The 19,418-nt window shown below is 67.1% G+C and carries 20 protein-coding genes; 6 read left to right on the forward strand and 14 right to left on the reverse strand.

Annotated elements, in window-relative coordinates; all coding sequences use genetic code 11:
- Positions 1-54: 54 nt before the first annotated feature.
- Together JL37_RS09465 and JL37_RS09470 are read left to right on the forward strand one after the other, a co-directional pair.
- Positions 55-687, forward strand: a complete 633-nt coding sequence (locus JL37_RS09465; RefSeq protein WP_081955023.1) for a helix-turn-helix domain-containing protein — start codon at positions 55-57, stop codon at positions 685-687.
- Positions 688-723: 36 nt separating this feature from the next.
- Positions 724-1,365 carry a hypothetical protein gene (locus JL37_RS09470; RefSeq protein ID WP_043543570.1) on the forward strand — a complete coding sequence of 214 codons (642 nt, stop codon included), beginning with the start codon at positions 724-726 and terminating at the stop codon, positions 1,363-1,365.
- Between the two features lie 11 nt (positions 1,366-1,376).
- Here the strand turns inward: JL37_RS09470 and JL37_RS09475 are convergent, their stop codons facing one another.
- The 6 genes from JL37_RS09475 to JL37_RS09500 all read right to left on the reverse strand — a co-directional run bounded on the left by JL37_RS09475 (position 1,377) and on the right by JL37_RS09500 (position 7,275).
- The gene (locus JL37_RS09475) at positions 1,377-2,516 is read right to left on the reverse strand and encodes a CaiB/BaiF CoA-transferase family protein (protein ID WP_043543572.1); all 1,140 of its coding nucleotides are present in this window, start codon (positions 2,514-2,516) and stop codon (positions 1,377-1,379) included.
- A 37-nt stretch (positions 2,517-2,553) separates the two neighbouring features.
- The gene (locus JL37_RS09480; RefSeq protein ID WP_043543573.1) at positions 2,554-3,510 is read right to left on the reverse strand and encodes a tripartite tricarboxylate transporter substrate binding protein; all 957 of its coding nucleotides are present in this window, start codon (positions 3,508-3,510) and stop codon (positions 2,554-2,556) included.
- A 66-nt stretch (positions 3,511-3,576) separates the two neighbouring features.
- Positions 3,577-4,587: an NADPH:quinone oxidoreductase family protein gene (locus JL37_RS09485; RefSeq protein ID WP_043543574.1), complete on the reverse strand. Its 1,011-nt coding sequence runs from the start codon at positions 4,585-4,587 to the stop codon at positions 3,577-3,579.
- 10 nt (positions 4,588-4,597) lie between these two features.
- Positions 4,598-5,368: a crotonase/enoyl-CoA hydratase family protein gene (locus tag JL37_RS09490; protein WP_043543575.1), complete on the reverse strand. Its 771-nt coding sequence runs from the start codon at positions 5,366-5,368 to the stop codon at positions 4,598-4,600.
- A 94-nt stretch (positions 5,369-5,462) separates the two neighbouring features.
- Positions 5,463-6,104, reverse strand: coding sequence for a TetR family transcriptional regulator (locus tag JL37_RS09495; RefSeq protein WP_043543576.1), 642 nt, complete (start codon positions 6,102-6,104; stop codon positions 5,463-5,465).
- A gap of 40 nt (positions 6,105-6,144) precedes the next feature.
- On the reverse strand, positions 6,145-7,275 hold the full coding sequence (locus tag JL37_RS09500) for a CaiB/BaiF CoA-transferase family protein (RefSeq protein WP_043543577.1): 1,131 nt from the start codon (positions 7,273-7,275) through the stop codon (positions 6,145-6,147).
- Positions 7,276-7,521: 246 nt separating this feature from the next.
- Here JL37_RS09500 and JL37_RS09505 point away from each other — a divergent pair, with 246 nt between their 5' ends.
- A complete protein-coding gene (locus JL37_RS09505) occupies positions 7,522-7,701 on the forward strand; it encodes a hypothetical protein (RefSeq protein WP_043543579.1) in 180 nt (59 codons plus the stop codon).
- Positions 7,702-7,708: 7 nt separating this feature from the next.
- On the opposite strand, the gene JL37_RS09510 is transcribed toward JL37_RS09505, so the two are convergent.
- The 7 genes from JL37_RS09510 to JL37_RS09540 are packed head-to-tail and all read right to left on the reverse strand — an operon-like array spanning position 7,709 to position 14,566.
- Entirely contained in the window at positions 7,709-8,296 is a 588-nt protein-coding gene (locus JL37_RS09510) for a GrpB family protein (protein ID WP_043543580.1), read from the reverse strand.
- Between the two features lie 36 nt (positions 8,297-8,332).
- Entirely contained in the window at positions 8,333-9,205 is an 873-nt protein-coding gene (locus JL37_RS09515; RefSeq protein WP_043543581.1) for an IclR family transcriptional regulator, read from the reverse strand.
- Positions 9,206-9,257: 52 nt separating this feature from the next.
- Positions 9,258-10,409 (reverse strand): CaiB/BaiF CoA-transferase family protein, encoded by a 1,152-nt coding sequence (locus JL37_RS09520; protein WP_043543582.1) that lies wholly within the window; start codon positions 10,407-10,409, stop codon positions 9,258-9,260.
- A gap of 25 nt (positions 10,410-10,434) precedes the next feature.
- The gene (locus JL37_RS09525; protein ID WP_043543585.1) at positions 10,435-11,295 is read right to left on the reverse strand and encodes a MaoC/PaaZ C-terminal domain-containing protein; all 861 of its coding nucleotides are present in this window, start codon (positions 11,293-11,295) and stop codon (positions 10,435-10,437) included.
- A 24-nt stretch (positions 11,296-11,319) separates the two neighbouring features.
- Positions 11,320-12,573: a thiolase family protein gene (locus JL37_RS09530; protein WP_043543586.1), complete on the reverse strand. Its 1,254-nt coding sequence runs from the start codon at positions 12,571-12,573 to the stop codon at positions 11,320-11,322.
- 27 nt (positions 12,574-12,600) lie between these two features.
- Entirely contained in the window at positions 12,601-13,797 is a 1,197-nt protein-coding gene (locus JL37_RS09535; RefSeq protein WP_052097026.1) for a CaiB/BaiF CoA-transferase family protein, read from the reverse strand.
- A 22-nt stretch (positions 13,798-13,819) separates the two neighbouring features.
- Positions 13,820-14,566, reverse strand: a complete 747-nt coding sequence (locus JL37_RS09540) for an SDR family NAD(P)-dependent oxidoreductase (protein WP_043543587.1) — start codon at positions 14,564-14,566, stop codon at positions 13,820-13,822.
- Between the two features lie 250 nt (positions 14,567-14,816).
- Between JL37_RS09540 and JL37_RS09545 the strand changes: the two genes are divergently transcribed.
- The 3 genes from JL37_RS09545 (at position 14,817) to JL37_RS09555 (ending at position 18,389) form a co-directional block, all read left to right on the forward strand.
- A complete protein-coding gene (locus tag JL37_RS09545; protein WP_052097027.1) occupies positions 14,817-15,302 on the forward strand; it encodes a MaoC family dehydratase in 486 nt (161 codons plus the stop codon).
- A 38-nt stretch (positions 15,303-15,340) separates the two neighbouring features.
- Positions 15,341-16,318 (forward strand): tripartite tricarboxylate transporter substrate binding protein, encoded by a 978-nt coding sequence (locus JL37_RS09550; protein ID WP_043543589.1) that lies wholly within the window; start codon positions 15,341-15,343, stop codon positions 16,316-16,318.
- Positions 16,319-16,475: 157 nt separating this feature from the next.
- A complete protein-coding gene (locus JL37_RS09555; RefSeq protein ID WP_156124255.1) occupies positions 16,476-18,389 on the forward strand; it encodes a YncE family protein in 1,914 nt (637 codons plus the stop codon).
- Positions 18,390-18,409: 20 nt separating this feature from the next.
- On the opposite strand, the gene JL37_RS09560 is transcribed toward JL37_RS09555, so the two are convergent.
- Positions 18,410-19,375 carry a tripartite tricarboxylate transporter substrate binding protein gene (locus JL37_RS09560; RefSeq protein WP_043543594.1) on the reverse strand — a complete coding sequence of 322 codons (966 nt, stop codon included), beginning with the start codon at positions 19,373-19,375 and terminating at the stop codon, positions 18,410-18,412.
- Positions 19,376-19,418 lie beyond the last annotated feature (43 nt).

A 19,418-nucleotide genomic window follows, 5' to 3' on the forward strand; every position in this document is an offset into this window, starting at 1 on the left:
GGCGGGGCTTGCGGGCCCTGCCCCAGCCCTCAACCCTTGATGCCAGACAGCTACATGGCCCTATCCGGCAATACATCCCCGCCCGAGATCGTGGGCAAGGAAGAAATGGGCGCTCGCCTGCGGGCAGAGCGCAAGGCAAGGAAACTGACCTTGCAGGCGGTATCCCGCGCCAGCGGCATCGCGGTGTCTACGCTCTCGAAGGCCGAGCTGGGGCAGATCGCCCTCAGCTACGAAAAGTTCGCCGCGCTGGCCCGGGCGCTGGACATCGACATGACCCGCATGTTCATGCTCGGCGACGCCCCCCAGGCCGCCGTCGCCCCCACCTTCGTCAAGAACAAGCTCGGCGACGCCCGCGACTACGTCACGGAAAACTATCACTACCGCTTGCTGATGGGCGAATATCCCGGCAAGAAGATGACGCCCATGTTCGCCCTGATCGATGCGCGCGAAGTGGTGGAATTCGAGGACTACATCCGGCACCCGGGCCAGGAATTCGCCGTGGTGCTGTCCGGCAAGGTCCGCATCCAGTTCGAGAACGGCGACAGCGTCGTGCTGGGCAAGCTCGAGACCGCCTATTTCGACAGCAGCATCGGACACGTCTACCTGTCGCTCAGCAAGAAACCGGCGGAAGTCCTGGCCGTCTGCAGCGACACGGACGAAGTGCCTTCCCGCCTGAAGGCGTCCTGACGCCTCCCCCTATCGGTAAATCAACAGAAAACAGCAATGCGCATCACCCTCACGTCGGCCCTTTGCGGGGCCCTTATCATTGCCGGCCTGACGGCCGGCCCCTCGACCCTCGCGCACGCGTCCGGGCAGCAATCCGTGCTGCGGGACATCGGCGGCATGCTGACCGGCGCCAAGCCCGACGATTCGGTCCAGCGCACCGAACGCGGCCTGCTGCTGGAAACACGCCACTGCGTCGAGGGCCAGGCCCCGGTGTCCGCGCTGATGCGCGGCCGTCTCGGCATTGCGCAGGAAGAAAGCCTGCTTGCGCTGTTCGAGCGCATCCTGTGCGCCCGATCCGACGACGGCATGGGCCAGCTCAACATCGCCCGCTTCGGCGGCGAGGCCGCCGATCCGTTCGCCACGGGGCTGGTCTTCTACTCGGGCAGCCAGCAGCTGGGCGAATGGCCGGTCGAGCCGGAAGGCGAAAGCCCCCGGGATGAAGCCTATATTTCCATGCTGGGCCTGTCTCCCGACAGCCCCATCGGCGGCGTTTCGCTATGGGACGTCCAGGCGCCCAGCCGCGTGCGCGTCTGGTTCGCGCCGTTCCTGCATATGCCGTCCGACGCCATGACCTACGACTTCGAGCTGCGGGGCGGGCGCTGGGTGTGGGTCGCGGGCATCGCGTCCGTGCGCATGTAGGCGCCGCTCCCCTACCCCAGGATCTCCGCGTTGTGCTCGCCCAGTCCTGGCGCGCCGCCCGCCGCGGCCCGCGCGCTGGCCGAAAAGCGGAAGGGCGTGGGCGCGCAGCGCAATTCGCCCTCGGTCGGGTGCTGCACGGTTTCGAAAAACCGCACGTCGGCCAGGTGCGGGTCGTTCAGCAGCTCGTCCAGGCCATTGGCGGGCCCGGCGGGGATATCGTGCTGCAGGAACAGCGCCAGCCATTCGGCCGCGCCCCGCCCGAGGAGGCTCTCGCTGACCGCCTCGTAAAGCGGTTCCGCGTTGCGGATACGGTCTCCCATCGTGGCGAAGCGCGGATCCGCGGCCAGTTCGGGCCGTCCCAGCAGGGAAAACAGGCGCTGCCATTGAGCGTCCGTGTTGGCGACCAGGCACACATAGCCCTCCCGAGTCCTGAGCGGCCGGTGATAGCGGCTGAAGACCCGTTCGTAGCCGGGCGGCGGCGCCTCCGCCTGCGGGCCGCCGAAAATGCCGTCGGCCAGGTGCTCGACCAGATTGAAGGACGCCATGGTTTCGAACATGGGCACCTCCACCTGCTGCCCCTGCCCGCTGGCGGCGCGGGCAACCAGCGCCGATGCGATCGCGCCGGCCAGGTACACGCCGCAGAGCTTGTCGGTGAACAGCATGGGCACGAAACCGGGCTCGCCATACATGCGCGCATGCAGGCCCGACACCCCGCTCATGCCCTGGATCACGTCGTCGTAGGCGGGGCGTTCGGCATAGCGGCCGTCCTGATGGAAGCCGAGCGCCACCGCATAGACCAGCCCGGGATGGCGCGGCGCCAGATCCTCGTAGGCGATGCCCAGCCGCCGCGCGGCGGCCGGACGCATGTTGTGCACGAACACGTCGGCAGTGGCCAGCAGCGCATCCAGGCGCGCCACGTCGCCCGGCTGCTTCAGGTCCAGCACCACGCTGCGCTTGCCCCGATTCAGGTTGAGGAAGAACGACCCCATCTTCGGATTGCGCGACTGGCCGACCATGCGCATCGGATCGCCCTGCGGCGGCTCGACCTTGATCACCTCCGCGCCCATGTCGGCGAGCAGCTGGGTCGCCATCGGCCCGAAAACGAAATTGCTGGCGTCGACGACGCGCACGCCGGACAAAGGACCTGTCATATCTGTTCCTGGTTGGATATCGCCCGCAAGCGGCGGATCACTGTTTGGGGATATTGGCGTTCCGGGCCGTGGCGATCTCGAGCTCGATCTCCTTCTTCTGGAACCTGGCCAGCGCTTCGGCGTCGCCGATGAAGGAAATGAAATTGCTCTGCGCCAGGAACTCCCGGGTCTTGGGTTCGGCATAGATCGCGAGCAGTGCGTCCTGCAAGGTCTTCACTACCGGGGCCGGCGTCTTGGCCGGCGCGAACATGGCCCACCACGCCACCTTGAAGAAGTCCTTGTACCCCAGCTCCTGCAAGGTCGGCGCGTCCGGCGCGCTGGCCAGCCGCTCGTTCGTCGTCACCGCCAGCAGCCGCAGCTTGCCCGCCTGCACCAGGGCTTGCGCGCCGCTGTACTCCGCGATCACGAAGTCCACCTGTTTGCCTGCAAGGTCATTGAGCGCGGGGCCCGCGCCCTTGTAGGAAATGCCGTTGGCGCCAGCCTGGGCCAGTGACAGGAACCACTCCGTGGCGATCTGGTACGTGGCGCTGCCCGCGCCGTAGTTCAGCTTCTTCGGGTCCTTTCTTGCCGCTTGCACCAGGTCGTCCACGGATTTGTAGGGCGAGTCCTGGTAGACGTAGAAACCCATCGGAGCCTGGGCCAGCACGGCCACCGGCGCCAGATCGGTCAGCGGGTCGTAGGGCAGCTTGGCGAAAGCCGCCACATTGGTCGCAACCGGCGCATTGGCCGCGAGCAGCAGCGTATAGCCGTCGGGCGCTGCGGACACCACGGTCTGCGTCGCGATGATGCCGCTTGCGCCCGGCCGGTTCTCGGCGATCACCGGCTGACCCAGCCGGGCCTCCAGCTGGCGCGCGGTGTAGCGCGCCAGCGTGTCGGTGCCCGTGCCCGGCGGGTACGGGACGATCAGACGGATAGGTTTGTCGGGAAAGGCATAGCTAGCCTGCGCGCCCGCGGCAAGCGTAACGCCGATGAGCAGCTTGATCAGTCGTTTCATGTCTCCAGCTCCTGTGATGGTGCTTTATGGTCGGTTTTGTCGGAATACGGGTCTGGGCGCCCGCTGTCAGGGGGAAATTTGGGGATGCAGGGCGACGCGCCCGATCACCTCGCGCGAGGCCAGGACGGCCAGCGCCTCTTCGTACGACTCGAGGCCGAAGGTCCGCTGCGTATAGGGTTTCAACGCGCCTTCGACCACCCAGTCGAACAGGGTGGCGAACGCCGCGCGCACCGCCGCGCGGCGTTCCGGCGGGACCGGCACCCGGCCCCAGCCCATGTAGTAGCCCCAATAGATGCCGATGGCCGTGGCGTTCTTCACCAGCAGGATGTTGGCGGGAATCCGTGGAATCTCGCCGCCGGCGAACCCCATGGGGATCAGCCGGCCTTCCGGGGCCACGCAGCGCAGCGATTCCTCGAAGATCTTGCCTCCCACCGGATCGAAGATCACGTCCGCGCCGCGGCCGCCGGTCAGCGACAGCACCGCGTCGCGGAAGTCGCCGTCGCGGTAGTTCAGCCCCTCATCGGCGCCGTGGGCGCGCGCCGCGTCCAGCTTGGCCTGCGTGCTGGCGCAGGCGATGACCCGCGCCCCCGCCTTTTTGGCGATCTCGATGGCCGCCAGCCCGCTGCCTCCGCTCGCGCCGTGCACCAGCACGGTCTCGCCGGGCTGCAGGCGCGCGCGCCAGCACAGCGCCCCATAGGCCGTGGCGTAAATGGTGGGGAATTGCACCGCGCTGTCGAAATCCACGCCGTCAGGCAGGGCGAACGTGGTGTCCACCGGGGCCACCACTTCGCTGGCGAAGCCGCCCGAGCGCACGCCGGCCACCACCCGGTCGCCCGGGCGGAACAGGGTTACGCCGGGCGCGCATTCGGTGACGATGCCCGCGACCTCGGTGCCCGGCGTCAACGGCAGCGGCGGCCGGTTCTGGTGCTTGCCTTGCAGCACCAGCAGGTTGGCGAAACTCACCCCGCACGAGTGCACGGCGATCCGCACGGCGCCCGGCGTCATCGGCGGCGGCGCGCATGTCTCCACGCTGACTTGGCTGGGATCGTCCAGCCCTCGGCAAACTACGGCTCGCATGCGCATTCTCCTAGCCGGCGTCGGGCAGGGCGCCGTGGCGGCCCGAGCCCTGTTCGAAACGTTGCGCGCCCGCCCGCGCCTCCAGGCGGCGCGCCTCGGCGGCGTAGGCCATTTCAGCGGCGACCGCATCCGGCTCCGCCATGCCCGCCTGGGCGTAGGCCGATTGCCGGTCGGAGCGCAGGGCGATCTGGGGAAACTGCGCCATCTGGCGCGCCAACGCCTCTGCCTCGGCGCGCGCCCGTCCATCCGGAACGACGCGGTTGACCAGCCCGTAGCGCTCGGCCTCCGGCGCCGACACGACGCGCGCGGTCAACAGCATGTCCAGCGCGCGGCTCATGCCGATCAAGCGGGGCAGGCGCACGGTGGTGCCGTCGCTCATCGGCACGCCCCAGCGGCGCGACAGCACCGCGAACGAGGCGCTCTCCTCCGCGATCCGCAGATCGCACCACAAGGCCACGCCCAGGCCGCCGGCGCAGGCATGGCCCGCCACCGCCGCGATCACGGGCTTGGACAGCGGCGCATGCAACGGGCCTTCCGCGCTGCCGGCCCACGGCTCGTAGTCGGTGCCTCCCGCCAGTTCCTTGAGATCCGCGCCGGAACAAAAGGCCCCTCCCGCGCCGCACAGCACGGCCACGCGCGCCTCCTCGTCGGCGTCGAACTCGCGCAGGGCGCGAGCCAGGGCGGCCGCGGCTTCGCGATCCAGCGCATTGCGCACTTCGGGCCGGTTGATGATCACCGTCGTCACAAAGCCGGTGCGTTCCACCAGGATTTTCGGAGCCATAGATCGCTGTCGTCCTGTTATTTAAATAATACCGATTAGTATCAAAATTGATTAAAAAAAGCCGCGCGGACCTGCCCGGCCGCGCGGCCATGATTTACCCGGGATGCGGCAACAGCGCGCTGACCGCGAAACCGGCCAGTTCGTCGGCGACGCGTTCGCGGTCCTTGGCGGTTTCGTTCTTGCGCGGGTGGTACCAGCGCGACGTCCAGTTCAAGGCCCCCAGCAAAGGCTTGACCAGCAGCTTGGAATCCATGGGACGGAAATCGCCGAACTGCACGCCCTCTTCGATTACCCGCACGTACAGGGCTTCGTTCGCCGCCCGCAGCTTGAGGATTTCTTCGAGTTCGGCGCGTTCGGATGCCGTGGTGCGGCCGGTCAGGTGCAGTTCCAGCCCCTGCGCAGCCACCCGCAGATAGGCCAGGTGCTCCATCATCAGCAGCGTGTGATCGTGCGCCATGCTGCGCAACCTGACGGCGGGCCGCCCGTCCGCCAGCGCATGGGGCTCGATGGCCTCGCGCGTCAGTTCCATGGCGCGCCGCTGCACGGCGAAGAACAGCGCCGACTTATTGCGGTAGTAGTAATAGATGATGCCCTTGGTGGCGCCATATGCGTCGCTGATGTCATCCAGCGAGGCCGCGGAAAAGCCCAGGTTCATGAACACGGACGCGGCGGCGTCGAGAATGGCGAGCCGCTTCTCGATTCCTTCCGTGCTGTCGATCAGGCTAGGCCGTCCCATGGTTTCCTTGATGTGCCGAGTCAAACGCGAAATTCTACCCTCAGGCCCCGCCGCCGAATTCGGCGCGGACCGCCTCGGTATGCGCGCCGATGGCCGGCACCTCGCCGAGCTGGCGCGGCTCGCCGCGCACCTGGACGGGCGGCGCCACGATGGACGCCTCGCCATGCGCGGTGCGCACCTGCGCGCGGCGCAAGTGCGGATGCGACGACAATTCCTTGACGCCATTGACCGAGGCGTACGCGATCTTCGCTTGCGCCAGGCGCTGCCGCAGCGCGTCCACGTCCATTTCGCGCAGCACGGATTCGATCTCGGACTTCAGCTCGGCCGCGTGGCGCACGCGGTCCTGATTGCTGCGATAGCGCGCGTCGTCGGCCCACTCGGGGCGCCCGAGCACCTCGCCGGCAAAGCGGCGCCATTCGCCATCGTTCTGCACGCCGATCAGGAGCTGCTGCCCGCCCCCGCAGGCGAATGCGCCATACGGGGCGATGGTGGGATGCCCCAGCCCCACCCGCGGCCATACCGTGCCGGCGTAGTCGTAGTGCAGCAGGGGCACGGTCATCCAGTCGGCCATTGCGTCGAACAGCGACACATGCAGCGCACTGCCCTCCCCGGTGCGTTCCCGCTGCAACAGGGCTTCCAGGATGGCCGCGTGCGCATACATGCCGGTGCCGATATCGCAGGCCGAAATGCCGATGCGCCCGGGCGCCTCCGGCGTGCCGGTGACCGAGGCGATTCCCGATTCGGCCTGCACGAGCAGATCGTAGGCCCGCATGTCCGCGTACGGACCCGTTTCGCCGTAACCGCTGATATCGCAAGTGATAAGGCGGGGATTGGCGGCGCGCATCTCCTGCCAACCGATGCCCGCGCGCGCGGCCGCGCCGGGCCCGAGGTTCTGGATCAGCACGTCGGCCTGGAGAATCAGCTTGCGCAGCAGCGCCATGTCCTCGGGCCGCGCGAAATCGAGGACGATGGATTCCTTGCCCCGGTTGAGCCACACGAAGTACGTGCTGTCGCCCATGACAGCGCCATCGTAGCCGCGCGCGAAATCGCCGGCCGCGCGTTCGATCTTGATCACCCGCGCGCCGGCGTCGGCCAGCCGCGACGAGGCGTAAGGCGCCGCGGCAGCCTGCTCCACGGCAATCACCAACAGACCTTCCAAGGGCAAGGGCATTCCTGTCTCCGATCCTGTGTTTTTTTAATGCTACCGCGTAGTATGTGAATTCGCAAGACATGCCCGCCATTGGCATCAGACTGTCATATGCGCCGGCGATACTGGCGGCGCAGTGCGCGCAAGCCCCGTTATTCCTCGGGGAAAGCCCGGATATCCATATGAAAGGTAAATCGTTGGCGCGCATTCCCGGCCGGCTTACGATGCCAGCCATATACCCCGGGCCTGGCGCCCGCAGGAAGGTTCCTCATGCAACGCTTGATCTCCCCAATTCTGACCCGCCGCCCCGCGCTGCTGGCCGGTCCGCGCAGTTCCCGCCGCTACGACGCCGTCGTATCGCTGCAGGCCTACCGCGAAGCGCGCCTGCTGCGCGAATCCGCCCAGCGGATCCTCGCCGTGTCCGCCCGCTACATGCTGCCCGGCGCCTGAGCGCCCGTCACAGGAATCCGGCCGCGCGGAACATGCGTTCGTAGATCCGGCGCACCGTCGCTTCCTTGCGTTTGTTGTACGCCATCACTTCCATCATGCCTCCGGCCGCCGTCTGCTTGGCGCGGGCATACAGATCGCGGTCCTCGTCATGGCCGCGCAGCCAATCCCGGAACATCCGGTGCCGGATATTCTCCGGGCAATCCGGGCCGAACACGTGCAGATTCACTTTCGGCTCGTCCAGTTGCAGCAGCCGATGCTGGTGCCAGGAAGGCTCCCGCAGCGCCAGGACATAGCCGATCGCCTGCAAGGCCGGAACATACGCCTCTTCCCGCACCGGATCCGCCACGGTAAGGTCGATATCGATCACGGGCTTGGCCGCCAGGCCCGGCACCGCCGTCGATCCCATGTGTTCCACGTCCAGCGCCGCCGGCCCCAGCGCCTGGCGTATCCGCGCCTCGAGATCCCCGTAGCGTTCGGGCCATTCGGGATCGTAGGAAACGACTTCGACGGGCGCGGGCGCCGGCTTGGCGCGGACCCATGGATCCTCGTCCGGGTCGGCGTCGTAATGCTTCATTATCTGTTCGGGCGTGGCCATGCAATGGGTCCTCCTTGCCGGCAGCATACCTAAGAGTCACACCTCTTCCGGCGCGCTCATGGCCTTGCGGATTTTCTCGGCCACTTCCACCAATTGCGGGCCATGGACTTCCATCAGCTCGCGCTCGGGCAGCAGATAGGCGGCGCCGCCCAGGTTCAAGCCGTACAGGCTTCCGTCGGAAAGACGTATGGCCGTGCCGGCGCCGTGGATATAACTTTGCCACTCGCCCAGCGACGTGCAGAAGCCGTAGCGGTCCATGTCGCGCATGGCTTTTTGCAGGCCGACCATGGCGGTGGCCCAGTCGGCGCCAAACTGCGGCTGCAGGACTTCCAGCAGGCTTTCCCGCTCGGCGTCTTCCATGCGGGCCAGATAGGCGCGCCCCATGGCGCTGGTGATGACGGGGATGCGCGAGCCATTGAAAAGGCGCAGGCCGAGCAGGCCCGAACCTTCGCAGGTTTCGATGTAAAGCATCATGCGCTTGTGCAGGATGCCCAGGCCGACGTTGCCGTTGGTGCGGTCGGCGAGCTCCTGCATGAGGGGCGCGGCGACTTTGCGGATATTGCGGCGGGCCAGCGCGACCTGCCCCAGCGCCAGCGTGCTGCTTCCGAGCTCGTAGTTTTCCTGGCGCGCATTGAATTCCAGGTAGCCGAGGCGGCACAGGGTGTAGGTAAGCCGTGAAACCGTGGCCGCGGGCATGCCGGTACGTTCGGAGAGTTCGCGGTTGCCCAGCGGGCCTTCCCGAGGCCGGAAGGCCTTGAGGATGTCCAGGCCGCGTGCCAGGGCCACGACGAATTGCCGGTCGGAACTGTCTTTCAGATCATCGCGGGCCGCGTGGCCCGCGGGGTTGGCGTCCATCGCCTTGCGGCGCCGGCCTTTCGCGGGCGCGGAGTTGGGGTCGGTCTTGCTCATGGAAGTTCCGGATTCAGGCGTATGAGTCTAGCAGACGGGTCGGCGGAATTGCCTAGGCGCCGGGGCCCACCGCAGGGTTGCCGCGCCAACCGGAAATATCCGTGGCCGACCAGCCCCAGTCGCGCAGGCATTCTTCGTAGCGGCTGTTGACGGGTTCGGGAGGACGGGGCGTGCCGGCGGGCGTGCCGCTGAAGCGCGGCGCCGGCGCGGGCTGGGGAACCCCGTCAACTTCTATGAAGGTGCCGCGGGCCTGGTTGTGCGGATGCGCGGGCGCTTCGGCAATGGACAGGACCGGCGCGACGCAGGCGTCGGAGCCATCGAAGATCCCGCACCATTGCTCCTGCGTGCGGGTGGCGACGCGGGCCTCGATCCGCTCGCGCAGGGCGTCCCAGCCGGCGCCTGGACCGCCGGCCTGGACGTCGCCTTCCAGCCCCAGCTTTTCAAGGAACGTTTTCCGGAAACGGGTCTCGATGGGCGCGATGGACAGGTATTTGCCGTCGGCGCAGCGATAGACGTCGTAGTACGGCGCGCCTGAATCCAGCACGTTGGTGCCGCGCTCGGGATTGAGCAGGCCAGCGGCCGCCATGCCGAAGAATGGAGTCATGAGCGAGGCCGCCCCATCCACCATGGCGGCGTCGACCACCTGGCCCTTGCCCCCGTTGCGCACCGTGAAAACGGCTGCCATGACGCCCAGGGCCAGATACAGCGCCCCGCCGCCGAAATCACCGACCAGATTCAGCGGCGGCGTGGGCGGCGCGCCCTTGCGCCCGATGGCGTTGAGCGCTCCGGTGAGAGCAATGTAGTTGAGGTCGTGGCCCGCCATGGCGGCATAGGGACCGCTCTGCCCCCATCCCGTCATGCGGCCATACACCAGGCGGGGATTGCGCGCCAGGCAGGCCTCGGGCCCGAAGCCCATGCGTTCCATGGTGCCGGGCCGGAAACCTTCGAGCAGCACGTCGGCGGAGCCGAGCAGCTCCATCGCAAAGCGCGCGCCGTCGGCGGCCTTCAGGTCCACGCCGATGCTGGGCCGGTTGCGCAGCAGCAGGTTGAACTTGAGCGGGCGTTCCACCCCCAGGTCGGCGAGGGGCTGCTGCCGCTCCAGCCGTATGACGGTGGCGCCCAGGTCCGCGAGCAGCATGCCGCACATCGGCACGGGGCCTATAGCCGGGAACTCCACCACTTTCAGTCCTGCCAGGGGACCCATTGTCTTCTCCTTGTCCGGTGTCATATCAGGCCGCCAGCCTGGCGTTGCCATTGGTCAGTACTGCGGCGCCGCGCTCCAGCGCCGTGCTGCGGAATACCGCCGCGCCTTGCTCGATCCAGATTTCCGTGCGCAGGGTTTCGCCAGGGTACACCGGCGTGGAAAAGCGCACGTCCATGGACTGCAGGCGCCGCGGGTCGTTGCCGCAGACGGCGTCGAGCAGGGCGCGGCCCGCCATGCCGAAGGTGCACAGGCCATGCAGGATGGGAGCCTGGAAGCCCGCGTCCGCCGCCAGCTGCGGGTCCACGTGCAGTGGGTTGTAGTCACCCGAAAGCCGATAGATGAAAGCGGCCTGCGGCAGGATGGCCAGGTCCCGCACGCAGTCGGGCGCGCGCTCGGGCAGCGCCGCGCCAGGGCGCGCCGGCGGCGGCGGCCCGCCGAAGCCGCCATCGGCTCGCAGCATGGAAGTGGCGAACAGACTGCAAAGCAGCTCGTCCGTCGCCGCGTCGACGACGTCGCGGCGCGTATGTACGACGGCGCCCTTCTCCGGCCCGCGGTCGTATACCTCCGTTACCCGGGTGCGGCCGATCACGGTGCCGGCCGTGGGCAGAGGCCGGTAGAGCGCCATGCCCTGCTCGCCGTGCAGCATCCTATGCCATTGCAGGCCTAGCGCCGGATCGCGCATCCACAGGCCGGGATAGCCCAGCACCACCGCCATCGTGGGCAACGCAAGCAGGTCGCGCTCGAAGGCGAAACGCAAGGCTTGCGGGGATTGCGGATCGTCGCCGACGCCCAGACCCAGCGCATACAGCATGGTGTCGCGCTCCGTATAGGCGTGCCGGACTTCGGGAATATTCCAGTTCAACAATTGCTCGCGGTCGATGGGCATCTCATTGCTCCCGTTGCCCGCGCCTCAGTGGCGCGACGGCGCTTCGAAGATGCCGACCACGCATGCCGCTTCCTCTAGCCCGTAGAAGCCGCCGCCGTTCTCGGTCATGCCCAGGCGCGGGCTGCCGGCGACCTGCCGCTGGCCCGCCTCGCCGCGCAGTTGCGTCACGATCTCATGTACCTGGATGGCGCCGGTGGCCCCGATGGGGTGGCCCTTGGAGAGCAAGCCGCCGGACACGTTCAGCGGCAGGCGGCCGCCCAGGCGCGTCGCCCCGCTTTCAACCAGCGCTCCGCCATCGCCGTAGTCGCAGAAACCGCAGTTTTCGCTGTGCAGGATCTCGGCGATGGCCGATGCGTCGTGCAGCTCGGCCAGCGAGATGTCCTCCGGGCCGGCCCCCGCCGCCTCATAGGCGCGCCATGCCGCAACTCTCGTCAAATGGCGGTCGACCTGTTCGGCGGTGCGCTGCGAACCGCTGCTCGCGGCGATCCCGCGGATCCGAACCGCCCGGCGGGCGTCCAGGCGCTTGAGCGCCTTTTCCGACGCGACCACCAGGGCCGCCGCGCCGTCGCTCATGGGCGCGCACATCGAGCGCGTCATCGGCCAGGCAACGAGCTTGTCGGCCAGCACCTCCTCGACGGTCATCGGGGTCCGGTACTGCGCCAGCGGGTTGAACTGCGAATGCCAGTGGTTCTTGGCGGCCACGGCAGCGATCTGGCGCTGCGTCGTGCCGAAGGTTTTCATGTGGAAACGCGCCTGCGCCGCGTAGATGTCCATGAACACCGATCGCTCTCCCGTATCGGCCAACGCCTCGGGCGGCAACGCCATGCCCTCGCCCATGGCCAGCAGGCCCTGCATATGCTGCTCGGCCAGATCGCGGTCCCAGCTTCCCTTGAAAGCCTCGAACATCTGCTGCCGCTTTTCGGGGTAGTTCATTTTTTCCGCGCCCACGACCAAGGCGACGTCGTACAGCCCCGCCTTGACCGCGGCGTGCGCCTGCAGCAGGCCCGAGCTCGAACTCGCGCAGGCGTTGTCGGTATTGAAGATGGCGATGCCTTCGAACCCATAGGCGCGCAACGCGCATTGCCCGCGCACTCCATGCTGGCCTTCCAGCGCGCCCTGGCGCGTATTGCAGAACCACGCCGCCTCGACCGCTCCCCGTTCCAGCCCCGCGTCTTGCAAGGCCTGGTCCACGGCCATGGCCGTCAATTGCTTCACGCTCAGGCTCAGGTGCTTGGCCAGAGGCGTCATGCCTATGCCCACGATATACGTCTCGCTCATATCTCTCTCTTTCTTGTGATCGGCCGATCAGGCCAGTTTGATCATGCCGCGCTGGCGCAGGGCCTCGATCTGCTCGTCGCCGTATCCCAGTTCGCCCAGAATGGCGCGCGTATGTTCGCCGTGCGCGGGCGCCGGCCCGCTGGCCATGCTGCGCTGACCGTTGAACTTGACCGGCTGTCCGACGGTGCGCATAGGGCCATGGCGCTCGCTATCCACATCGACCAGAATGCCGCTGGCCAGGGTGTGAGGGTGATTGAGGGCATCGGCGAACGTATTGATCTGCGCGCCCGGGATGCCGTTTTGCAATAGCAGGTCCTGCCAGTGCGCGGCATCCTGCCGGGCCAGCACCTCATTCAAGCGTTGCGCGACCAGGCCTCGGTGCTGCACGCGCTTGGCATTACTCTCGAACCTGGGATCGTCGCGCATATCGTCCAGGCCCAGCACCTCGCACAAGCGCCGCCAAAGCGGTTCGCTGGCCACGCCGATCAGGATCTGCCTGTCGCGGGCCTGGTAGGCCTCGTAGGGGCAAAGCGATTCGTGCGCGCAGCCGAATCGCTGCGGCTCGGTGCCGCGCTCCCAGAAGCTCTGGAACATATAGCCCAGGAAGGCCATGCCGGTTTCGAACAACGACGCTTCGATGCGGCATCCCTGGCCGGTGCGCCCCCGCTCCATCAAGGCCGCCAGGATGGCGCTGGTGGCCTGCATGCCGGTGCCCTGGTCCACCGGCGAGAAAGGCGCGCGCACCGGGCCGCTGCCCTGCTCGCCCATGATCGAGCACATGCCGACAAAGGCCTGCAGGATCATGTCGTAGCCCTTGCCGTGCGCCATGGGGCCGCTGCGCCCATAGCCGGAAATGCTGCAATACACCAGGCGTGGATTGATGGCCGACAGCGTCGCGAAATCGATCTTGAGCCGCTCGGCCACGCCCGGCCCGAAGCTCTCGACGACCACGTCGGCGCGCTCTACCAGCTTGTTCACCACCGCGAGCGCCTCGGGAGATTTCAGATCCAGCGCAATGCTGCGCTTGGCCCGGTTGGCATAGTGAAAGACCGCGCCATCCCCGTTGCGGAACGGCGGCCAGCCGCGCGTATCGTCGCCGGAATCCCCGGCTCCCACCTTGATGACCTCGGCGCCCAGGTCCTGCAGCGCCTGCGTGCAGATAGGACCCGCCAGCACCTTGCTGAAGTCCAGGATGCGTATGCCCGTGAGAGGCTTGATGGACATGGTGTGGTTCCTCCCGGGCCGGTCAGTAGCGGCCGCCGGTGACGTGAACGACGTCCCCGGTCAGGTAGCCGGCCGGCTCCGAGGCCAGGAACGTGACGACGCTGGCCACGTCGTTCACATGCCCGATGCGGGGAATGGGCGTGGTCGCCTGCGCCGCCTCGCGGATCTTTGCGTAATGCGGCAGCCGCTGCACCGCCTCGGTATCGATGATGCCGGGCGCCACCGCATTGACCGTCACGTTGTGGCGGCCGTGTTCCAGGGCCATGGCGCGCGTAAAGCCGATCAGGCCGGCCTTGGCGGCCGAGTAATTGGCCTGGCCCGGATTTCCCAGATGGGCGCGCGACGAAATATTGATGACTCTCCCCCAGTTCTTCCTGGCGAAATCCCGAGCCGCTTCGCGAGTGCAAAGGAATGCGCCCTTGAGAATGACGTCGACGACGCTGTCCCAATCCCCCAGGCCCATCTTGGTAATGCGCATGTCGCGGGTGAAGCCGGCGTTGTTCACCAGGATGTCCACCCCGCCGTATTCCGCCCCCGCGCGCTGGAAAAGCCCGAGCACGGAAGCCTCGTCGGTGACGTCCACCTGGCAGGCGCAGGCTTGTCCGCCTTCACGCACCAGCGCCTCGGCCCGGGCCTGGGCGGCCGGTCCGTTGATGTCGGCAACGACGACCGACGCGCCTTCGCGAGCCAGCTGCGCGCATATCGCGGCGCCGATGCCGCTGCCGCCGCCCGTGACGACAGCCACTTTTCCCTTCAGTCCCAAATCCATCCAGGTCTCCAGTCTTGTTTTGTTGATGGGGTCCGGCGCCTCGGCCCGACTGCCGGGCCTGCGCCCGATCATCGCGTCGAACACTTGCAGAAATGATTTTCGCAATATATCCCAACCATTGTTTCCCTGGCAACAAACGAAGATCCTGAAGGGAATTATCTACACGCCTACAGTTTTGAATATTGCGAAAACCATTTCCGTAATGTACATTGATCCGACTTTCAACCACACGGACAGGAGACGACGAGCAATGCCGAACAACGGTTTCGACCCCACTTCGCACCAGATGTGCGAACAACGCTATTTCGACGATTTCAAGGTAGGCGAGCGCTTCATCCTGCCGTCGCGCACGATGACCGACGCCTTGTTTGCCGCGTTCCAGCTGGCCAGCGGCGACAACCACCCCATTCACTACGACGCGGAGTACTGCCGCGCCAACGGCATGCCGCACATGCTGGCCCATGGCTTCCAGGTGGCTATCCAGACGGCAGCGGGCGCCGGGCTGTTTCCGCACATGACCGAAGCATCCATGAAGGGTTTCATCGAGCAAAGCTCGCGCTTCGTGGGCCCCGTCTACGTAGGCGACACCCTGTACAGCACGCTGGAAATCGTGGAACTCAAGCCCGGCCGCACCACAGGCACGGTGCGCATGGCGACTCGCGTGGTGAACCAGCGCGGCGAGACCGTCATGGAAGGCTCGCAGACATATTTGCTGAGAAAGCGCCCCACCGAATAACGAATAACGCTCAAGCCGGCGTACAGGAGAGAGACAACATGAAGCAGTCGGCAGTCCACCTCATCATGGCCGCGTGCATTGCCGCGGTTCCGCTGGGCGCGCATGCGGCCCAGGATGGCTATCCGCAGAAACCGATAACACTGCAGCTCGGCTTCCCGCCAGGCCAGGCCACCGACACCGTGGCCCGCATGCTGGCCGAGCGCGCCTCGACCCGGTTGGGACAACCCGTGATCGTGGAAAACAAGCCTGGCCAGGGCGGCAGCGTGCTGCTGTCGTCGTTCGTGCGCCAGCCGCCGGATGGCTATACCCTGACCATCGCCGCAACCGGGGCGGCGGTCACCAATCACTTTCTGTACAAGTCAGTGAACTACAAGACCCCGGAAGACTTCACTCCCGTCGGCCAGGTGGCGAATCTGCCGCTGGTGCTCGTGGCGCGCCCGGACATGCCATTCAACGACGTGGCCGGACTGGTCGCCTATGCCAAGCAGAACCCCGGCAAGCTGAACTACGCCAGCCCAGGCACAGGCACTTCGTCCAACCTGGCGATGGAAACCCTGAAGTTCCAGAACGGCCTGCGCATCGAGCACATTCCCTACCAGGGCAGCGCGCGCGCAATGACCGACCTGCTGGCAGGGCAGGTCGACATCGCCTTCGATACCGTGCCCGCCGTGCAGGCCTTCGTCGCTTCCGGCAAGCTGAAAGCGCTGGCGATCGGCTCGGAGCAGCGCCTCAAGCTATTCCCGCAAGTGCCGACCATGAAGGAAAGCGGCTTTGACACCGTGCCTGCCCACGTCTGGATCGGCTTCCTCCTGCCCAAGGGGGCCCAGCCTGCGGTAGTCCAGAAGCTGAATAGCGTGTTCAACGCGGTGCTTCAGGACCAGGAAGTGATCGAGAAGCTGGAAGGGCTGGGCGTGGTGGCGCAAACGAGCACGCCGGAAGGCTTCGAAACCATGCTGCGCCAGGAATTGCCGCGCTGGGGAGACATCGTCAAGAAAGCCGGGCTGCAGCCGCAATAGGCGCGCCGCCTCGACGGCAACGATAGGAAGGCCGGCGAAAGCCGGCCTTCGCATTTCCGTCCGCCGCCCTCCGCGGACGCATCAGTCCGATTTCGCGTCTCGCCTCCAGGCCTCCGATCTACAATCGGATCCTCTTCATCGACGCCCAAGCTACGCAGTGACGGATATCCTCCCCAAGAGCAGCCATAGGGCCGCAGCGCGGCTGTCGGCGGGGCTGGCCGCCGCGGTACTGATGTGCCCGGCGGACGCCGCGCCGATAATGATGCGGCCCGGGCCCGGCGCCTCGTATGAACAAGGCATCTATTACCTGATTCCGCAGCCCTATGAGGCGGTAAAGACGAGCCTGGAGCAGGACCTGGCATCGCCCGGCCTGAGCGGCTTTCAATGGCGCAACGACAGCGCGGCCTTGTCCCGCATGGAGTTCTACTGGGCGCGGGTCAGCGCAACACACGATCCCGCGCTGCGCGAAACCCTGAGCCAGCAGGCGTCGCAAGCCGCGGCGCCGGTCCTGGAACGGGCGCTGCGCGCAGGCGTCATCACCAGAACCGAGCACGCGGATTTCGCCCGGGCCATTGCCGCGCAACCCGGGCATGCGGACAAGACCATCGGTCAGGCGCCTTTTTTCGCGCAGACGATTCCGCGCTGGTCGTTCTACCGCGAACAAGCCAAATCCCGGCCCGCGCAAAAGGACTACGGCACGGTCATGGACGTCTCCCCCATGGCGGGCCGCAGCCCCATGACGCTGGTCTGGTTCGGCGGCACATCCACTACGGTATCGCGCCAATTCAACCTGTTCAGCTGCATGGTGGGCGTGACCTGCGTTCCCAATCCGCACATCGAGCGCAAGACCGAGTCCGCATCCCGCACCGACCCCGCGCTGGAGCGCGCGGTGGCGGAATTCGCCCAACGCATGCAGGCCCTGCCGCCCTCCGATGCGGACCGGATCATGCAGGGCTATTTCGACGCCTATGGCTACGGCGTAAGTCCCGCTGCGGTTCCCGTGGTCCGGAGCGCATCGCTGCCGGAGACCTCGCTGCCGGGCGCCGAGCTGCCCGCCGACGAATCGATGCTGCGGCGCTACGACAACCACGATTGGAGCCTGCTCGCCTTGCCCGACGGCAGCCTCCTGGCCTCCGGAAACGCATCCCACCTCTACCTGCCTCAAGGCGATGCCGTGGAGCGGCGCGATGCAGCACCCGGGTTCGGGCAGGCATTCAAGCTCAAGATTGCCGCGGACGGCCTGGTGTGGGGCAGCAGCATGGGGAACGACGGCGCCCACGCACTGGTGGCGTGGCGGCCCGGACAGGGCAAGCCCCATTCCTACGCACCGCCGCAGGACCTGCGCTACTGGCCTGCGGATGGCTGGTCCCCGCGCCCGGCGGGCGGCGTCGCCGTCCGGGCAGGCGACAGCCTGTTCGTCCTCTCGCCCCAGGGCGAATGGAGCCAGCGCGCCTGGAACAGCGCCCTGCGCGGCGAGGTCGATGACGCCCTGGAACAGGCGATGCCGCGGGCGCGCAGCAACCGCATCCATTTCGGCGACAGCCTGTTCTGGTCCGCCGGCCGAGGCGCCTACGGCATCGACCCCGGCAGCGCGCGCGTCGCCCGCAGCTTCAAGGCCGCAACGGGAAACCTGTTCTTCGGCAGCCTGCCGGGCAATTGGGCGCTGGCGGCAATCACCGGCAACGGCGGCCGCCGGTTCCGGGTCATCGACCTGGCCACCGGGTTGCCTCGGTTCGACGTGGACACGCCGACTGTGCACAACACCTCCAGCCTGGCGCGCTCCGCCCGCGGCCGCCTGCTGGCGGTCAGCGGCTCCGACAACGCCGTGACCGTGCTCGACATGGCAGAAGAAAAGCCCGTGCTCAACCTGCGCCTACCCAAGAACGAAAGCGCAAGCGCCATGGCGTTCTCCTGGAAAGGCGACAAGCTGTGGATCTACGCCCGCAAGGTCGGAGCCGCCGACGGCGCGAGGCTCATCGCCTGGAACGTGCCGGACGGCTTGGCCGACGGCGCCGCGGCAGCCGACTTTCCCGACCAGCTGCGCTGCGGGTATTCGATGGATTGCCGGTAGCGCCGCGCCCGGTCGGCCGTTCATTCACGGATCAGGCCGATCGCCTTGGAAAACAGCGCGCGCTGCCCCTGCAAGTAGGCGCCGTACTCCTGCGGACTCAGCACGCTGACCTCCGCGCCTATCGTTCCCAGCGTTTTGCTCACCTCGTCGCCCTGGTCGGCAACGACCTTGCGCGCGGCCTGGTACAGGGCGTCGATCACCTGGGGCGGCGTATCCTTGGGCGCCATGAGGCCGTAGATGGTCGGGCTGCCGACCTCATAGCCCAGCTCGCGCAGGGTGGGAACATCGGGATAGGCGGCCAGCCGCTTGCTGCTGAAAACGGCCAGGGGCCGCAGGCCGCCGGACTGGATGTGCGCCTGGGCCGGACCCACGGCGGACACCGCGATATCCGTGTGCCCGCCCAGCAGGGCCGTGACCGCCGGCGCGCTGCCCTGGAAAGGAATATGGCGCAGCTGGATCCTGGCCTCGGACGCGAAAGTCTCGCCCAGCAAGTGGCTGATGCCCATGGCGCCCGACGTGCCGTAGGAAATCCCGTCGGGGCGCGCCTTCGCATCGGCCACCACGTCGGCCAGCGTCTTGTACTTGGACTTGCCCGAGGCAACGATCATCATGCCGCCCAGCGAAATCGCCGCGACCGGCGCGAAGGAATCCGTCGTGTACTTGATTTCCTTGTTGGCCAGCGGCACCACCACCAGCGCCCCCGGCGAGCTTCCGACAATGGTGTAGCCGTCCGGCGCGGCCGACGCCGTAAACGCCGCGCCGATGCCTCCGCCCGCGCCCGGCTTGTAGTTCATCACGATAGGCTGCCCCAGGTACTGGCCCATCTTCTCGGTGATGGGTCGCAGCATCTGGTCGGTATCGCCGGGCGCGAACGGAATGATCAACTGCACCGGTCTTGCCGGATAGTCGGCATGTGCCGGTGCGCCCAAGGCCAGGCCCAGAGCGATGGACGCGAACGCGCCGCGCAGTCCTTTGAAGCTATGCATGCTTGTCTCCCTGTATCGTTGTTCGCCGGCCTTCAAGCGAGCC

Origin of the sequence: Achromobacter sp. RTa (assembly GCF_000757485.1) — a bacterium.
Lineage (GTDB): Bacteria > Pseudomonadota > Gammaproteobacteria > Burkholderiales > Burkholderiaceae_B > Achromobacter.

Coding starts and splice junctions, on each gene's coding strand:
- JL37_RS09465 (WP_081955023.1), top strand. CDS start 55: ATGGCCCTATCCGGCAATACATCCCCGCCCGAGATCGTGGGCAAGGAA.
- JL37_RS09470 (WP_043543570.1), top strand. CDS start 724: ATGCGCATCACCCTCACGTCGGCCCTTTGCGGGGCCCTTATCATTGCC.
- JL37_RS09475 (WP_043543572.1), bottom strand. CDS start 2,516: ATGACAGGTCCTTTGTCCGGCGTGCGCGTCGTCGACGCCAGCAATTTC.
- JL37_RS09480 (WP_043543573.1), bottom strand. CDS start 3,510: ATGAAACGACTGATCAAGCTGCTCATCGGCGTTACGCTTGCCGCGGGC.
- JL37_RS09485 (WP_043543574.1), bottom strand. CDS start 4,587: ATGCGAGCCGTAGTTTGCCGAGGGCTGGACGATCCCAGCCAAGTCAGC.
- JL37_RS09490 (WP_043543575.1), bottom strand. CDS start 5,368: ATGGCTCCGAAAATCCTGGTGGAACGCACCGGCTTTGTGACGACGGTG.
- JL37_RS09495 (WP_043543576.1), bottom strand. CDS start 6,104: ATGGGACGGCCTAGCCTGATCGACAGCACGGAAGGAATCGAGAAGCGG.
- JL37_RS09500 (WP_043543577.1), bottom strand. CDS start 7,275: ATGCCCTTGCCCTTGGAAGGTCTGTTGGTGATTGCCGTGGAGCAGGCT.
- JL37_RS09505 (WP_043543579.1), top strand. CDS start 7,522: ATGCAACGCTTGATCTCCCCAATTCTGACCCGCCGCCCCGCGCTGCTG.
- JL37_RS09510 (WP_043543580.1), bottom strand. CDS start 8,296: ATGGCCACGCCCGAACAGATAATGAAGCATTACGACGCCGACCCGGAC.
- JL37_RS09515 (WP_043543581.1), bottom strand. CDS start 9,205: ATGAGCAAGACCGACCCCAACTCCGCGCCCGCGAAAGGCCGGCGCCGC.
- JL37_RS09520 (WP_043543582.1), bottom strand. CDS start 10,409: ATGGGTCCCCTGGCAGGACTGAAAGTGGTGGAGTTCCCGGCTATAGGC.
- JL37_RS09525 (WP_043543585.1), bottom strand. CDS start 11,295: ATGCCCATCGACCGCGAGCAATTGTTGAACTGGAATATTCCCGAAGTC.
- JL37_RS09530 (WP_043543586.1), bottom strand. CDS start 12,573: ATGAGCGAGACGTATATCGTGGGCATAGGCATGACGCCTCTGGCCAAG.
- JL37_RS09535 (WP_052097026.1), bottom strand. CDS start 13,797: ATGTCCATCAAGCCTCTCACGGGCATACGCATCCTGGACTTCAGCAAG.
- JL37_RS09540 (WP_043543587.1), bottom strand. CDS start 14,566: ATGGATTTGGGACTGAAGGGAAAAGTGGCTGTCGTCACGGGCGGCGGC.
- JL37_RS09545 (WP_052097027.1), top strand. CDS start 14,817: ATGCCGAACAACGGTTTCGACCCCACTTCGCACCAGATGTGCGAACAA.
- JL37_RS09550 (WP_043543589.1), top strand. CDS start 15,341: ATGAAGCAGTCGGCAGTCCACCTCATCATGGCCGCGTGCATTGCCGCG.
- JL37_RS09560 (WP_043543594.1), bottom strand. CDS start 19,375: ATGCATAGCTTCAAAGGACTGCGCGGCGCGTTCGCGTCCATCGCTCTG.